Origin of the sequence: Pseudonocardia abyssalis, from assembly GCF_019263705.2 — a bacterium.
GTDB classification, from domain to species: Bacteria; Actinomycetota; Actinomycetes; order Mycobacteriales; family Pseudonocardiaceae; genus Pseudonocardia; species Pseudonocardia abyssalis.
Window position 1 is genome coordinate 5,800,372 of record NZ_JADQDK010000001.1, and the last position, 15,649, is coordinate 5,816,020.

General features: G+C 73.5%; 14 protein-coding genes. 8 read left to right on the forward strand and 6 right to left on the reverse strand.

The window, feature by feature from the left end:
• Positions 1-62 precede the first annotated feature (62 nt).
• The 3 genes from I4I81_RS28630 to I4I81_RS28640 all read right to left on the reverse strand — a co-directional run bounded on the left by I4I81_RS28630 (position 63) and on the right by I4I81_RS28640 (position 1,711).
• The gene (locus I4I81_RS28630; protein WP_218603406.1) at positions 63-917 is read right to left on the reverse strand and encodes a hypothetical protein; all 855 of its coding nucleotides are present in this window, start codon (positions 915-917) and stop codon (positions 63-65) included.
• Positions 918-1,072: 155 nt separating this feature from the next.
• Complete coding sequence (locus I4I81_RS28635; protein WP_218603407.1) at positions 1,073-1,390, reverse strand: hypothetical protein; 318 nt, start codon at positions 1,388-1,390, stop codon at positions 1,073-1,075.
• 33 nt (positions 1,391-1,423) lie between these two features.
• Complete coding sequence (locus tag I4I81_RS28640) at positions 1,424-1,711, reverse strand: chorismate mutase (RefSeq protein ID WP_218603408.1); 288 nt, start codon at positions 1,709-1,711, stop codon at positions 1,424-1,426.
• A gap of 213 nt (positions 1,712-1,924) precedes the next feature.
• On the opposite strand from I4I81_RS28640, the gene pcrA reads away from it, so the two are divergent.
• Together pcrA and I4I81_RS28650 are read left to right on the forward strand one after the other, a co-directional pair.
• Positions 1,925-4,291 carry a DNA helicase PcrA gene (gene pcrA, locus I4I81_RS28645; RefSeq protein ID WP_218603409.1) on the forward strand — a complete coding sequence of 789 codons (2,367 nt, stop codon included), beginning with the start codon at positions 1,925-1,927 and terminating at the stop codon, positions 4,289-4,291.
• 2 nt (positions 4,292-4,293) lie between these two features.
• Positions 4,294-4,629 carry a hypothetical protein gene (locus I4I81_RS28650; protein WP_218603410.1) on the forward strand — a complete coding sequence of 112 codons (336 nt, stop codon included), beginning with the start codon at positions 4,294-4,296 and terminating at the stop codon, positions 4,627-4,629.
• 24 nt (positions 4,630-4,653) lie between these two features.
• Here the strand turns inward: I4I81_RS28650 and I4I81_RS28655 are convergent, their stop codons facing one another.
• Positions 4,654-5,505, reverse strand: a complete 852-nt coding sequence (locus tag I4I81_RS28655) for a M23 family metallopeptidase (protein WP_226363615.1) — start codon at positions 5,503-5,505, stop codon at positions 4,654-4,656.
• A 195-nt stretch (positions 5,506-5,700) separates the two neighbouring features.
• Positions 5,701-6,663 (reverse strand): alpha/beta fold hydrolase, encoded by a 963-nt coding sequence (locus I4I81_RS28660; protein ID WP_218603411.1) that lies wholly within the window; start codon positions 6,661-6,663, stop codon positions 5,701-5,703.
• Positions 6,664-6,886: 223 nt separating this feature from the next.
• Between I4I81_RS28660 and sucC the strand changes: the two genes are divergently transcribed.
• The 6 genes from sucC to purH all read left to right on the forward strand — a co-directional run bounded on the left by sucC (position 6,887) and on the right by purH (position 14,809).
• Positions 6,887-8,059 (forward strand): ADP-forming succinate--CoA ligase subunit beta, encoded by a 1,173-nt coding sequence (sucC, locus tag I4I81_RS28665; protein WP_218603412.1) that lies wholly within the window; start codon positions 6,887-6,889, stop codon positions 8,057-8,059.
• A 3-nt stretch (positions 8,060-8,062) separates the two neighbouring features.
• On the forward strand, positions 8,063-8,950 hold the full coding sequence (sucD, locus tag I4I81_RS28670; protein ID WP_218603413.1) for a succinate--CoA ligase subunit alpha: 888 nt from the start codon (positions 8,063-8,065) through the stop codon (positions 8,948-8,950).
• 147 nt (positions 8,951-9,097) lie between these two features.
• The gene (locus I4I81_RS28675; protein WP_218603414.1) at positions 9,098-10,075 is read left to right on the forward strand and encodes a DUF5336 domain-containing protein; all 978 of its coding nucleotides are present in this window, start codon (positions 9,098-9,100) and stop codon (positions 10,073-10,075) included.
• Positions 10,076-10,139: 64 nt separating this feature from the next.
• A complete protein-coding gene (locus I4I81_RS28680; protein ID WP_226363616.1) occupies positions 10,140-12,446 on the forward strand; it encodes a cell division protein PerM in 2,307 nt (768 codons plus the stop codon).
• A 97-nt stretch (positions 12,447-12,543) separates the two neighbouring features.
• Positions 12,544-13,170, forward strand: coding sequence for a phosphoribosylglycinamide formyltransferase (gene purN, locus I4I81_RS28685; RefSeq protein ID WP_372453704.1), 627 nt, complete (start codon positions 12,544-12,546; stop codon positions 13,168-13,170).
• A gap of 85 nt (positions 13,171-13,255) precedes the next feature.
• Positions 13,256-14,809, forward strand: a complete 1,554-nt coding sequence (purH, locus tag I4I81_RS28690; RefSeq protein WP_218605861.1) for a bifunctional phosphoribosylaminoimidazolecarboxamide formyltransferase/IMP cyclohydrolase — start codon at positions 13,256-13,258, stop codon at positions 14,807-14,809.
• 287 nt (positions 14,810-15,096) lie between these two features.
• On the opposite strand, the gene I4I81_RS28695 is transcribed toward purH, so the two are convergent.
• On the reverse strand, positions 15,097-15,240 hold the full coding sequence (locus I4I81_RS28695; RefSeq protein ID WP_218605860.1) for a hypothetical protein: 144 nt from the start codon (positions 15,238-15,240) through the stop codon (positions 15,097-15,099).
• Positions 15,241-15,649 lie beyond the last annotated feature (409 nt).

Consider the following 15,649-nt stretch of genomic DNA (forward strand, 5'->3'; position numbering starts at 1 on the left):
GCTTCCGCGGCGTGGCCGCTACGAGCTGTCGGGTTGGGCGTAGGTCCGGCGGCTGGTGCAGCTCAGAGCAGGCCGCCGGCCAGCCCGCCGACGACGCTGGGGCTGCCGCCACCCAGCGCGTCGCCGACGCCGCTGACGGCCCTGCCGAGGTCGCCGACGAGGGGGACCCCCGCCGCGTCGCCGACGTTCTGCACGGCGCCGCCGAGGCCGGAGCGCTCGTCGGAGGCCCCGGGGTCCTCGTCGCCACCCTGGTCGCCGGAGCCGGAACCGCCGCCGGAGGGCGACTCCACGGGGGTGCCGGTGCCGCCGGTGGTGCCCCGGTCGGTGCTCGTCGAACCGGAGGAGGAGGCCGCAGGTGCGCCGCCGCCCGTCGGCGCCGAGGAGGACGCGACCGGGGGAGCGGCCGGGGTGCCGGACCCGGCGCCGGGGAACGCGACGCCGGTCCACGACATCGGCGCGGCCTCGCCCGGGTCGAGCGGGTTCGTCTGCGCGGTGTTGTCGACGACGGTGGGGATCGCGCGGCCCTGGCCCGGCAGGAGGTCGAGACGGCCCTCGCCCGCGTACTCACCGGATGAACGGGAGTCGTCGGCGGTGTCGGTGACCGCGGACTCCGTCATGACGGCTGCGCCGAACACGGAACCCGCGGCGAGCAGGGTGCCGGCCGCGATCGCGCTGCGTCGGACGAGTGCGCCGGAGCCGCGACGGGGCTCGTCGTCCTCGTCACGGGCGCGGACCGGGCGGTCGACGGCGTGCGGGGCGCGGCCCTCGCGACGGAGCAGCGTGCCCACGGACACGGGCCCGGTGGAGGGTTCCGCCTCGATCAGCGGGTCCGGCGCGTAGCGGTTCAGCAGATCGGCGACCGAGACCACGCCGGTGGGCGGGGTCAGGGTTCCGGCGCGGGACACCATCTGGGTCACGGCGGCGTCGTCCTCCCTTGGAGTGAACGGGTTGCGGTCTGTCTACCGGATGCCGCACCCATCGACCAAGTGCTACTCACCCGCTCGTCCTCGTTCACTCGTTCGGATCAGCGCCGTTCGTCGAATGTGACGGACCGTTCATCCTGTTGCCGGGTTCAGGACTGCCCGCGGAACCGGCCCCGGGTCTGGTCGAGTGCCCCCTTCGCGACCACCCCGGCACCGCCGGCGACCAACAGGCCGAGCACGTCGAGGGGCAGGCCGCCGCTGGTGAGCAGGAGCCCGAACGCGGCCGCCGCGGCCGTGCCGCCCGCGACCTTCCAGCGGCCCGACACGTAGTCGGACGTCGCTCCGCCCGCGACGCCGCGCTTGGTGGCCGCACTGTTGAGCATCGCGAGGTAACCGACGTGCCCGAGCGCGACGAGCAGGCCGGCGAGGGCCACGAGGAACGCCACCAGACCGAACACATCACCCATGGCGTCCAGAGTGCCACGGTGAGCCGGGCAGGGTCAGCGTCCGCCGAGCCGGCCGCGTCCGAGCCGGAGCAGCAACATGCCCAGCTCGCGCCCCTCGACCCCGAGGTCGCGGAAGCGGGCGAGCACCGCCATCTCGCGGTTGTAGACGATGCGCGGGCCGCCCGCGGCCATCCGGGCCCGGCCGATCCGCTGCGACACCTCGCTGCGGCGCATCACCATCCGCAGGATCTCCGCGTCGAGGTGGTCGATCTCCTTGCGCAGCTCCTGGATCTCGGCCTCGGCCGGGATGTCGTCCTGGGGTGGGGTCTGTTCGACGCTCATGGTCACGGTCTCCTCCTCGTCGCCGGTGCTCGGTCCCGAGACACGAAGAAGCCCCGGGTCACGTGGACACCGGGGCTCGTGGGTCGTTCAGCGCGGAGCTGCCACGGGCACCGGAACCCGGCACCCGTAGGGAAATCGCGAGCTCTGCGACCGCACCGTCGGAGTGTGCCACAGCGGGGCGCTGTCCGGGGGCGGCGGTACTCTTCGAACACGATGAGCGCGCTGTTCGAACTGCCCCAGACCACCGTCACCACTCCCCGCACGAAGCGGGGCGCGGCGCTGCTGGAGGGGCTCAACCCGCGCCAGCGCGACGCCGTCGTGCACGCGGGCTCGCCGCTGCTGATCGTCGCGGGGGCCGGCTCGGGCAAGACTCGCGTGCTCACGCACCGGATCGCCTGGCTGCTCGCCGAGCGTGACGTGCACCCGGGCGAGGTCATGTCGATCACCTTCACCAACAAGGCCGCGGCCGAGATGAAGGAGCGGGTCGACGCGCTGGTCGGGCGCCGCGGCAACGCGATGTGGGTGTCCACGTTCCACTCGATGTGCGTGCGGATCCTGCGCCGCGAGGCCCAGCACCTGGGCGTGCGCAGCGCGTTCTCGGTCTACGACGCCGACGACACGCGTCGGCTGATCGGGATGGTCACGCGCGACCTGGAGATGGACCCCAAGAAGTACGCGCCGCGCGCGGTCGGCGCCCAGATCTCCAACCTCAAGAACGAACTGCTCTCCGCCGACGACGCCGCGGAGCGCGCCACCAACGAGTACGAGCGCAAGGTCGCCGAGGTCTACGGCGTCTACCAGGCGCGGCTACGCACCGCCAACGCGTTCGACTTCGACGACCTGATCATGGAGACGGTCTCGCTGCTGGAGCGGCTGCCCGCGGTCGCGGAGTACTACCGCCGCCGGTTCCGGCACGTGCTCGTCGACGAGTACCAGGACACCAACCACGCGCAGTACGCGCTCGTCCGGGCGCTGGTGGCGCCGGCCGTCGAGGGGGCGGCACCGGCCGAGCTGTGCGTCGTCGGCGACTCCGACCAGTCCATCTACGCCTTCCGCGGCGCCAACATCCGCAACATCGTCGAGTTCGAGAAGGACTTCCCCGACGCCCGCACGATCCTGCTGGAACAGAACTACCGCTCCACGCAGACGATCCTCACCGCGGCCAACACCGTCATCGCCCGCAACCCCGACCGGCGCGACAAGCGCCTGTGGTCCGAGGCGGGCGACGGCGAGAAGGTCGTCGGCTACGTCGCCGACAACGAGCACGACGAGGCCGCGTTCGTCGCGCAGGAGATCGACCGGCTCGTCGACACCGGGGAGTTCCGCAACTCCGACATCGCCGTCTTCTACCGGACCAACTCCCAGTCGCGTGTCTTCGAGGGCGTGTTCGCGCGCGTCGGGATGGCGTACAAGATCGTCGGCGGGGTGCGGTTCTACGAGCGGATGGAGGTGCGCGACGCGCTCGCGTACCTGCGGGTCCTGTCCAACCCCGACGACACGGTGAGCCTGCGCCGCATCCTCAACGTGCCCAAGCGCGGGATCGGGGAGCGCGCCGAGGAGATGGTCGCGTCCTACGCCGACCGCGAGCGGATCTCCTTCGCCTCGGCGCTGCGCACCGCGGCCGAACAGCCGGAGCGGGTGCCCGGACTGGTCACGCGCTCGCAGCGGGCCATCGCCGGGTTCGTCCGCATCCTCGACGAGCTCGGCGAGCTGGTGGAGCGCGGCGAGGAGACCGCGGAGCTGCTGGAGGCCGTCTACGCGAAGACCGGCTACACCGCGGAGCTCGAGGCCAGCGAGGACCCGCAGGACGGCTCGCGCCTCGACAACCTCGCCGAGCTGGTCACGGTCGCGCGCGAGTTCGCCGGCGACGCAGCGGTGGCCGACGCCGCCGTCGCTCCCGAGTACGACACCGGCCTGCCGGAGCCCGGCGTCCCGGACCCGGGGTCGCTCGCCGCGTTCCTGGAGCGGGTGGCGTTGGTCGCCGACGCCGACTCGATCCCCGACGACGACCAGGGCATGGTCACGCTGATGACGCTGCACACGGCGAAGGGGCTCGAGTTCCCCGTCGTGTTCCTCAGCGGCTGGGAGGACGGTGTGTTCCCGCACATGCGGGCCATGGGCGACCCGGCGGAGCTGGCCGAGGAGCGGCGGCTCGCCTACGTCGGCATCACGCGGGCGCGGCAGCGGCTCTACCTGTCCCGGGCGATGATCCGGTCCTCGTTCGGCCAGCCCAACGCCAACCCGGCGTCGCGGTTCCTCGCCGAGGTGCCCGACTCCCTGGTCGACTGGCGCCGCGCCGAGCCCGAGCGCTCGGCACCGGTGGGCCGGTTCGGCTTCGGTCGTCGCGGCGCCGCCGGCTCCGGGGCCGCCGACCGCGGCAGCTGGAACGTCCCGAAGGCGTCGATGGCGCCCACGCTGAGCCTCGACGTCGGCGACCGCGTCAACCACGACAAGTACGGCCTCGGCACCGTCACCGCGTCCGACGGCACGGGGGCGCGCGCCACCGTCACCATCGACTTCGGCAGCTCGGGCACCGTGCGGCTCATGCTGATCGGCGGCGTGCCGTTGCAGAAGCTGTAGACGTGGGCACGGACGCCGCCGCGCGCTACGCCGCCGTCGTCGAGGCGTTCGACGGCGACCCGCACGTCGAACCACCACGGCCGGGTGCCCGTGGGTTCGGGTCGAACGCGCTGCGCACCGGTGGGTCGATCTTCGCGATGCTCGACGTCTACGGGCGCTTCGTCGTCAAGCTCGACGCCGCGCGCGTGGCGGAGCTGATCGACGATGGCGTGGGGGCGCCGTTCGACAACGGCCATGGGCGGTCGTTGCGCGCGTGGCTCGTACTCGGGCCCGAGCAGGACTGGCTCGCGTACGCCCGGGAGGCGCGGTCGTTCGGGGGCGGCGACGCGACCCCGTGATCACCCGGTGATCGTGCAGGACGGTCAGTAGCCGTCCACGCCGTGCTCGTCGAGCCAGGGGCGCGGGTTCATCGGATTGTCGTTCGCGTCGTGGATCTCGAAGTGCAGGTGCGGGCCGGTGGAGAAGCCGCGGTTGCCGAGCTCCGCGATCTGCTGGCCGGCGGAGACCTCCTGGCCGACCTGCACGAGCGAGCGGTTGATGTGGCCGTAGACCGACTTGGTGCCGTCGGCGTGCCGCAGCACGACCCAGAGCCCGAATCCCGACGCCGGGCCGGACTTCTCGACGACGCCGTCGGTGACCGCGTAGATCGGAGTGCCGATGGCGTTGGCGATGTCGATGCCGTTATGTGAGGTGCCCCAGCGGCCACCGAACCCGGAGGTGAACCGGCCGAGCGCGGGCTGCACGAACGCCTGGTCGCCGACGAGGTGGGCGAGCGGGGCACCGAAGGACAACGCGGAGGTCAGGATCGCGTCGCGGCGGGCCAGCTCCTGACCGATCTGCACGGCCTTCGTGAGGTTCTCGACGTCGACGGCGGACTCGGCGTCGAGCCCGGCGACCGACAGCGACTCGGGGAGCAGCTGGTCACCGCCGATGGCGTCGACCGCGAAGGTCGCGGTGCTCACCTCGGCGACCGGGAGTAGCGCGCTGAGCGCGACGGGCGGGGCCTCGGTGGCCTCGAGCAGGGGGGCGACGGCGGTCTGACCTGCCGCTACGACGGCTCCGGTGGCGACGGCGGCGACCGTCACCCGCCCACGGATGGACGCGGTGGGTGGCGAGGGCAACCGGTGCACCCCTGCGACGGCGACCACGCGCAACGGCGTGGTCGCGTCGGCGAGGTGGTCCGGTGCGCCGCTGGGGGAGCGATGGCGCGCCACGACCTGCCCTTCTCGACGGATGTGGTCCGCCCGCCCCGCGACCCGGTCGGCGTGGGCTGGGGAACCCGCCGGACATCTCGGGGGATGTCCTGCTGCCGTCGTGACCGGTCCGTGATGCGGACGGGCGAAACGTAGCGGTGGTCACGCGCCGTAGGCAAATCGGGTGGCGGCGTGTCGGCATCCGAGTTGCGGAACTCAGGACGCGGGCGACGACCGCTCGCCGTACGTGGTCACCGGCCGTCGATCGGCGGCCTGACCTCGGCGGAACGGGTGACGTCGATGGTCCGAACGGGCGAGGGCGCTGACCACCCAGTGCACGGATCGGGGATCGATCGGGAGCGAGAGGTGACCGACGTCACGCAACTCCAGGTGTTCGACATGCAGGTCGTCGTGCGCGAGCCGGGCGTTGCGCTGCGGCACGATCATCTGGTCCATGCGGCTCCACACCACGAGGAACCGGGTGGGGCAGCCGGGCGCCGGCTCCGCGAGCTCCGTGAGCAGGTCCGACCCCGGGCGCAGCTGTGCGGCCAACGGGGTGGGCATGAGGTAGGCGCTGAGCGTGCCGGTGTGCGGGCTGCCCAGCGTGACCAGGGTGTCGACGACGTCGGAGCCGCCGAGGCACTGCACGTAGTAGCGGGCGATCATCCCGCCGAGCGAGTGGCCGACGATGTGGACGTGCTCGGCGCCGGTGAGCTCGCGCAGCCGCTCGACGTGGCCGCGCAGCTCGTGGGCCGCGGTGCGGACGTCGCCGGTGAACAGGCTGTAGTTGACCGCGTGCACCGTGCCGAACCCGCGACGGCGCAGCGCGCGACGGAACACCGTGAACACCGAGCGGTTGTCCATGATCCCGTGCACCAGCAGGACGGGGTAGCCCGCGCCCTCCACGTCGGCGACGAGACGGCCGCGACGCTCGGGCGGGAGCGTGTCGGTGCGGTAGCCGTCGCCGGTGGCCACGAACGTCTCGTGGACGAGCCCGGCCGGGTAGACCGCCATGTGCGCCGCGAGCCAGGCCCACTCGACGGCCAGGCCGCGCAGTCCGGCGGGGCTTCCGAAGGTGCGGGCGGTGTAGACCCCCGCCCGGCCGACCTCGGCCGCGGTGCGACCGACCGTCCCGGCGGCCGTCGCCAGGCGGTCGAGTCCCGTGCGGACCAGCGCCATGGACCGACGGTAGATGAGACGCGGGCGACACGCCCGTCGGGAACGGCGCGGACCCCCCGAACGGACGGGACACGGTGGAACGGGGGACAGGGTGACAACGGTCACCGGGGCAGGTCAGGGCGCCTGCGGCCGGCGTCGCTAGGGTCGTCGCAGCAGCGTTTCCGCGAGCCGGAGAGCGGCTCGCACGCACAGCGTCGTGACAGATGAGGGAGCGGGACAGCCCATGGATCTCTACGAGTACCAGGCGAGGGACCTCTTCGCCGCCCACGGTGTCCCGGTGCTGCCGGGAAAGACCGTCGAGACGGCCGAGGACGCGAAGGCGGCGGCGGCCGAGATCGGCACCGCGGTCGTCGTCAAGGCCCAGGTCAAGGTCGGCGGGCGCGGCAAGGCCGGCGGCGTCAAGCTCGCGGCCACACCGGACGAGGCGGCCGAGAAGGCCACCGACATCCTCGGCCTCGACATCAAGGGGCACATCGTGCACCGCGTCCTGGTCGCACAGGCCAGCGACATCGCGGAGGAGTACTACTTCTCCTTCCTGCTCGACCGCTCCAACCGCACCTTCCTCGCCATGGCGAGCGCCGAGGGCGGCGTGGAGATCGAGCAGCTCGCCGTGGAGCGCCCCGACGCGCTCGCGCGCATCCCGATCGACGCGATCGCGGGCGTCGACCGCGCGAAGGCCGCCGAGATCGTCGCGGCCGCGAAGTACCCGGCCGTCGTGGCCGAGGAGGCCGCCGACGTCATCGTGAAGCTCTGGGAGACCTTCGTCTCCGAGGACGCCACGCTGGTCGAGGTCAACCCGCTCGTGCGCGACCCGCAGGACAAGGTCATCGCGCTCGACGGCAAGGTCACCCTCGACGAGAACGCCGGCTTCCGGCACCCGGAGCACGCGGCGCTGGTCGACCAGCGCGCCGAGAACCCGCTCGAGGCCAAGGCCAAGGCGAAGGGCCTCAACTACGTCAAGCTCGACGACGGCCAGGTCGGCATCATCGGCAACGGCGCGGGCCTCGTGATGAGCACCCTCGACGTCGTCGCGTACGCGGGCGAGAAGCACGGCGGCGTCAAGCCCGCCAACTTCCTCGACATCGGCGGCGGTGCGTCGGCGCAGGTCATGGCCGACGGCCTCGACGTCATCCTCGGCGACCCCGACGTCAAGTCGGTCTTCGTCAACGTCTTCGGCGGCATCACCGCGTGCGACGCGGTGGCCAACGGCATCGTCGAGGCGCTGAAGATCCTGGGCGACAGCGCGACCAAGCCGCTCGTCGTCCGGCTGGACGGCAACAACGTCATCGAGGGCCGCAAGATCCTCGACGACGCCAACCACCCCCTGGTCACCCAGGTGGACACGATGGACAACGCGGCCGACAAGGCCGCCGAGCTCGCAGCGGCGGGGGCCTGAGACATGTCGATCTTCCTGAACGAGAACAGCAAGGTGATCGTGCAGGGCATCACCGGTGGTGAGGGCACCAAGCACTCCACCAAGATGCTCGCGGCGGGCACGAACATCGTCGGCGGCGTGAACGCGCGCAAGGCCGGCACGACCGTCGAGATCGGCGGGAAGAACCTCCCGGTGTTCGGCACCGTCGAGGAGGCGATGAAGGAGACCGGAGCCGACGTCAGCGTTGCCTTCGTGCCGCCGAAGTTCACCAAGGACGCCGTGATCGAGGCGATCGACGCCGAGATCCCGCTGCTGGTGATCATCACCGAGGGCGTGCCGGTGCACGACTCCGCGTACTTCTGGGCGCACGCGGTGGCCAAGGGCAACAAGACCCGGATCATCGGCCCGAACTGCCCCGGGATCATCTCCCCCGGGAAGTCCAACGCCGGCATCATCCCGGCCGACATCGCGGGCCCCGGCAAGATCGGGCTCGTCTCGAAGTCGGGCACGCTGACCTACCAGATGATGTACGAGCTGCGCGAGATCGGCTTCTCCACCGCCATCGGCATCGGCGGCGACCCGGTCATCGGCACCACGCACATCGACGCGCTCGAGGCCTTCGAGGCCGACCCCGAGACCGCCGCGATCGTCATGATCGGCGAGATCGGCGGCGACGCGGAGGAGCGGGCGGCGGCCTACATCAAGGAGCACGTGACCAAGCCGGTCGTCGGCTACGTCGCGGGCTTCACCGCCCCCGAGGGCAAGACGATGGGCCACGCCGGCGCCATCGTCTCCGGTTCGGCGGGCACCGCGCAGGCGAAGAAGGAGGCCCTCGAGGCCGCCGGGGTCAAGGTCGGCAAGACGCCGAGCGAGACCGCCGACCTGATGCGGGAGATCGTCGCGGGCCTGTAGTCGCACCCGTTCCGCTGAGAGAGCCGCGTCCCGATCCGGGGCGCGGCTCTCTCCGCGTCAGGGGAGGGCGCCCGGGGTCGATGGTCTAGCGTTCGGCACGCCCGTACGCCGGACCGCGGGAGTCCGCACGGAGGGGAGCACCTGACGATGACGCAGCAGCCCGAGTCGAGCACGACGGCCGCACCGAAGACCCACCAGCTCGCACCCGGACCGGCGCGGCTGCTCGCGCTCGGCGCCGCCGCGCTCGTGGTGGTGATCTACATTCTCGGCTTCTTCGACGAGTTCACGTTCACCGGCAGCCTGGCGGGTGCGCTCGTGATCGGCGGCGGTCTGCTCGCCGGGGCCGCGGTGCTGCCCAAGGTCGGCCGCGTGCTGGTCCCGGCGGTCGTGCTGCTCGCGACGGGCACGCTGCAACTGCTGCAGGCGGTCACCGGCACTGCGGGCCAGGAGTTCGGCGACGGCCCGGGCGCGGTCCTGATCGTCGGCCTCGTCCTGTCGTTCATCGCACTGGCGCTGGCCGTGGGCGCGCTGCTCATGGATGCCGGCATCATCAAGGCCCCGGCGCCCCGCCCGGCCACGCCGCCCGGCTACGGCCAGCAGTACGGCGGCTACGGACAGCAGCCCGGCTACGGCGGCCAGTACGGGGCGTACGGGCAGCAGCAGCCCGGCTACGGCCAGCAGACCGGTTACGGCCAGCAGCCCGGCTACGGACCCGGCTACGGACAGCAGCCCGGTGCACAGCCCTCGGGTGCCCAACCGGCCGGCCAGCCCGCGTACGGCCAGGGCTACGGCCAGTCCTACGGCGCCCCCGCCTACCCGGCCGGGTACGGCGCGCCCGGGCAGCCGGCCGACCCCGGTCAGGGGTCCTCGGAGGCCACGACGTCGATGGCGACCCCGGCTCCGGGCACGGGCGAGGCGGGTCAGGGCTGGTACAGCGGGACCGGTTCCGCCGCACCGTCGGGTGCGCCCGAGGTGTCGTCGTCGGCCAGCACGCCGGCGTCCGGATCGCCCGTCACACCGTCCGAGGGGGCGCACGCCACCGTCGAGCAGCCGGCTGAGCCCGGTCAGGACCGGGTCGAGGAGACGCGCTTCATCACGCCGGGCGAGCAGTCCAAGCCCAGCTGAATCACCCGGCCGACGCTCCGCGCGCCTGCTCGATCCGCGCGGGCCGCGCTGCGACCCTGCTGGGGTGACTCGCACCCTCGACGCCCCCGATCACGAACCGGGTGACGTCGTCGCGCGGCCCGATGCCGACGGGTTCGACCGGCTCCGCGTCCTCATGGCCGGCGCGATGGGCACGGTCATCGTCAGCTACGCCCTGCTGGTGCCCGCTGCGGCGGCCGTGGTGCTCACCGCCGGGGCCGGGATCTCGATCGACGGCGCGTTCGCCGCGGCGATCCCGCTGTGGCTCGCGGCCCACCTGATCCCGCTGGTGCTCGGTGGCCAGCCGCTCAGCGTGCTACCGCTGCTCCCGACCGTGGTCGTGGTCGGCGTCGTCGCCGCCGGTGCCGGCTGGGCCGTGCGCCGGCTCGGCGGGCGGTGGCGGGCCGACGCGGGCGCGGTGCTCGCGACGTTCGCCGGGGCGCACTCCGCCGTCGCCGTGCTGGGCAGCGCGCTGCTGCCCCGGGCCGCCGAGGTGGCGGCGGCGCCGTGGGCCGCCCTCGTGTCGTCCGGGCTGGTCGCCGGCGGTGCCGCGACGATCGGTGTCGTGCGGGTGTGCGGCCGCCCCAGCGACCACCGGATACCGGCGTGGACGGGCGACGCCCTGCGGTCGGGGGCCGTCGCGCTCACCGGGCTCCTCGCGCTCGGCGCGCTCGCCCTGTTCGCCGCCCTCCTGCTCGGGGCCCCCGCCGTCGGCGAGGCCTACGCGGACCTGGCTCCGGGCCTCGGTGCCGGGGTCGGGGTCACGCTGCTCGCGCTCGCCTACCTGCCGAACGCCGTGATCGGCGGGCTGTCCTGGGTCGCGGGGCCCGGCTTCACGGTCGGGACCGCCGTGGTGTCGCCGTTCGGGGTGACCGCGGGCGAGCCGTCGGTGTTCCCGCTGCTCGCCGCACTGCCCGCCGGATCGCCCCCGGTGTGGGCGGCGCTCGTGCTCGCCGGACCGATCGCCGTCGGCGTGCTGACCGGGATCGTCGCCCGTCGCTCCGGTGACGACGCGATGCCGGTGGCCGGGGTCGCGGTCGCCGGCGCGACCGTCGTCGTCGGGTTGCTGGGGGCGCTGGCCGGTGGCCGGCTCGCGGCGGGACCGTACGACCCCGTCCGGATCCCGGTGGAGCTGCTGGTGCCGTCGGTGCTGCTGCTGGTCGGCGTGCCCGCGTTGCTGGTGGTGTTCCTCGGGAAGGGCCGGGCGCCCGGGGAGGACCCGTACGAGTACGAGGACGACTACGAGGACGACTACGGGGACGACGCCCTCGTGTGGGAGCCGGCCGGGGGTGGCGGGGTGCGAGTCGTGGCGGGCACCGGGTCGCGCGACGTGTCGCAGGACGAGGGTGCAGCGGGTGACGTCGCGGGGTCCTCCGTTCCGGGGTCCTCCGTTTCGGAGTCCTCCGTTTCGGAGGCCGGAGGCGGGCCGGCCCCGGAGTCGTCGGCCCTTGACTCGCCGGCTGGTCCGTCGGTCGCCGACCCATCGGCTGCCTCTTCCGTCGCCGATTCGTCCGTCACGGGCTCGCGGGTCGCCCAGCCGGTCGATGTCCAGCCGGTCGATGCCGAGCCGGTCGATGCCGAGCCGGTCGATGCCCAGCCGGTCGATGCCGAGCCGGTCGATGCCCAGCCGGTCGATGCCGAGCCGGCCGACGAGGTGGTGGGGTCCGGTGACGTGGCGGACGCCGCGACCGCCGATGCCGCAGAGGCCGAGGAGAAGGGCGGGGCGGACGCACCTTCGGCGGCACGTGCCGGGGGAGTCGGATCCTCGGGTCGCCGGGACGTCACCCCCGCGGCGGACCCGGAGGAGGCGGCGCCCGTCGAGGCCCCCGTACGGAGCCGGGCCGTCGACCGGATCACCAGCCGGCGCCCCCCCGTCCGCGACCGCCGCGGTATCCGCGAGCGGTCCGGAACCGCCGCCCGCACGGAGGACGGGACGGTCGAGCCGGCCCCGGCCGGGGCCGGCCCGGATCCGGATCGGTCCGACGAAGAGCAGCCCGGCACCGGTCGGTCCGGCACCGGTCGGTCCGATACCGAGCGGCGCGGCGCGGGGCGGTCCGGAACGGAGCAGCCCGGTGCCGCGGAACGGCCCGGCCGGGCCCGGCCGACCCGACGCTTCGGCCGTGGCCGCAGCGCTGCGGCACGCGACGACCGCCGCGGGGACACCGGCGGGCGGGGCACCGCCCGGGACGACAACGCCGTGCCCGACCGCGCCCGGCCCCCCGCGACGTCCCCGGCGGCGTCCGACGCGACGGGCCCGGCGCCGCGCACGGTCGGCGAACTGGTGGCCCAACGGGCCCGGGAGGCCGCCGAGCGCGCGGCCCGCGACGGGTCGGGCGACGGGTCGGCGGGCTGACGCCGGGGGGCTCCGGCATCGGTGTGACCTGCGCCGCCGCCTAGGCTGGGCGGGTCCCGCCGATCACCGCCGAACCGCGAGGAGCCCCTGCGTGTCCGTGTCGCCGAGTTCTGCGCCACGCAGGATCGAGATCCCGGATCCGGCCCGCGTCGTCGTGCTGGTCTCCGGGTCCGGGACCCTGCTGCAGGCCCTCCTCGACGCCGGGACCCAGGTCGTCGCCGTCGGCGCCGACCGGGCCGACATCGAAGGTCTCGCCCGCGCCGAGCGCGCAGGCGTCCCGACGTTCGTCCTGCGCGTCGCCGACCATCCCGACCGCGCCGCGTGGGACACCGCACTCGCGACGACCGTCGTCGCGCACCGCCCCGACCTGGTCGTCAGCGCCGGGTTCATGAAGATCCTCGGGCCGGGCTTCCTGTCCGGCGTCGGCGTGCCGGTCGTCAACACGCACCCCGCGCTGCTGCCGTCGTTCCCCGGGGTCCACGGGGTCGCCGATGCGCTCGCCTACGGCGTGAAGGTCACCGGTGCCACGGTCCACCTCGTCGACGAGGGTATGGACACCGGACCGGTGCTGGCCCAGGCCGCGGTGCCGATCGAGGACGGCGACACCGTCGACACGCTGCACGAACGCATCAAGATCGAGGAGCGGCGGTTGCTCGTGGGCACCGTCGCCGCGCTGGCCCGAGACGGGGCCACCGTGACCGGACGAGAGGTGACCATTCCGTGAGCGAGCTTGCGAGCGAACCATCAGTGCAGCGACTCTGCGCTGAGACGTCCCGCTGCGGGACGACCGAGCGCAGCGAGGTCGTTCGATGAGAAGGCCCGTGAAACGCGCTCTGATCAGCGTCTACGACAAGGCGGGCCTGCTGGAACTGGCCACCGGGCTGCACGCGCTCGGGGTGGAGATCGTGTCCACCGGCTCCACCGCGCAGCGCATCGCCGACGCCGGCGTGCCGGTCACGCCCGTCGAGCAGCTGACGGGGTTCCCGGAGTGCCTCGACGGGCGGGTCAAGACGCTGCACCCGCGCGTGCACGCCGGCCTGCTCGCCGACACCCGCAAGCCCGAGCACCTCGCGCAGCTCACCGAGCTGGGGATCGCCCCGTTCGACCTGCTCGTGTCGAACCTCTACCCGTTCACCGAGACGGTCGCCTCGGGCGCGACCCCGGCCGAGTGCGTCGAGCAGATCGACATCGGCGGGCCCGCCATGGTCCGCGCGTCGGCGAAGAACCACGACAGCGTGGCCGTCGTCGTCGACCCCTCCCGCTACGAGTGGGTGCTGGAGCAGCTGAAGGACGGCGGGTTCTCCCTGGAGGACCGGCGCTTCCTCGCCGCCGACGCGTTCCGGCACACCGCCACCTACGACGTCGCCGTGGCGTCCTGGATGGGCAACGTGCTGGCCCCCGACCCCGACGGCGGCATCTTCCCGTCCTGGGTCGGCGCGAGCTGGGAGCGCGCGGCGACGCTGCGCTACGGCGAGAACCCGCACCAGGCCGCTGCGCTCTACGTCTCCGGCGGCCCCGGCCTCGCCGCGGCCGAGCAGCTGCACGGCAAGGAGATGTCCTACAACAACTTCGTCGACGCCGACGCGGCCTGGCGTGCGGCGCACGACCACGGTGACGTCCCGACCGTCGCGGTGATCAAGCACGCGAACCCGTGCGGGATCGCGGTCGGCGCCGACGTCGCCGAGGCGCACCGCAAGGCGCACGCCACCGACCCGACCAGCGCGTTCGGCGGGGTGATCGCCGCCAACGTCGAGGTCACGGTCGAGATGGCCGAGCAGGTGGCGGAGATCTTCACCGAGGTCGTCCTGGCCCCGTCCTACGCCGACGGCGCGGTGGAGGTGCTGACCCGCAAGAAGAACGTGCGCGTGCTGCGCCTCCCGGCCGCCCCGTCGCGTACCGGTGCGGAGCTGCGGCCGATCACCGGCGGGCTGCTGCTGCAGCAGCGCGACGCCCTCGACGCGCCCGGTGACGACCCGGCGTCCTGGACCCTCGCGTGCGGAGACGCCGCATCCCCCGAGGTGCTGGCCGATCTCGCGTTCGCCTGGCGGGCGTGCCGGTCGGTGAAGTCCAACGCGATCCTGCTCGCCGCGGGCGGCGCGGCCGTCGGGGTGGGGATGGGGCAGGTCAACCGGGTCGACGCGGCCCGCCTCGCGGTGACCCGCGCCGGCGACCGGGCCCGGGGCTCGGTGGCCGCGTCCGACGCATTCTTCCCCTTCCCGGACGGGCTCGAGGTGCTCCTGGAGGCGGGCGTGCGGGCGGTCGTGCAGCCCGGCGGCTCGGTGCGCGACCCGGAGGTCACGGCAGCCGCGGAGGCCGCGGGCGTCACCCTCTATCTGACGGGCACGCGCCACTTCGCGCACTGAACACAGCGACTCGCGGGTCCGGAAACAGCGACTCGCGGGTCCGGAAACAGCGACTCGCGGGTCCGGAAACAGCGACTCGCGGGTCCGGAAACAGCGACTCGCGGGTCCGGAAACAGCGACTCGCGGGATCTCGCTCCGCGAGTCGCTGTTCTTCCGCTCGTGAGTCGCCGGTCTCAGGCCGTCGGGCAGGGGCCGGTGAGCAGGGTGGTCGGGGTGCCCTCGCCCGCGATCCGGCGCAGGGCGACGTCGGGGTGAGTCGTCGCCGTCGAGGTCGCCGGTGCCGCTGATCACCTGCTCGCCCGCCTCGCGCCGTCCGGTCCGCCCCGCACCGCCACCGCGACGACGGACTGCTCGCCCGCCCCGGACGTGACGATGCAGGTCTGCCCGCCGCACGCGGCGTCCTGGGCGTAGGCGGACTCGACCGGCTCCACCGGTGTCGGCCCCTCCCCGGGCACGACGCGGGTGAGCAGCGCGCGCGGGAACCCGGTGTCCGGGGCGGACCCCTGCAGCCCGACGAGCCGCGCACCGTCGGCGAGCGCGACGTCGACGACGACCCCGCACCCGTCCTCGCGGCCCGGGACGGTGACCGGGTCGAACGTGGCCGGCGTGGCTGCGGCCGCCGGCGCCCGGCGACCGTGGGCGTGGAGCAGGCGGTGCAGACCAGCGCCGCGGCCCCCACAATGACGGCGATCGACCTACCCATGATCGTCGTGCTGGCGCGCCGCGGTTAACCGGTGGCGGCCGCCCTAGGTGTACTGCCCACAGAGGTTGAGAACGACACGCGACAGATGATCTTGGCGTAAGGGAGGGCCTCCAGGTCCGGTGTGGATAGCGACATCT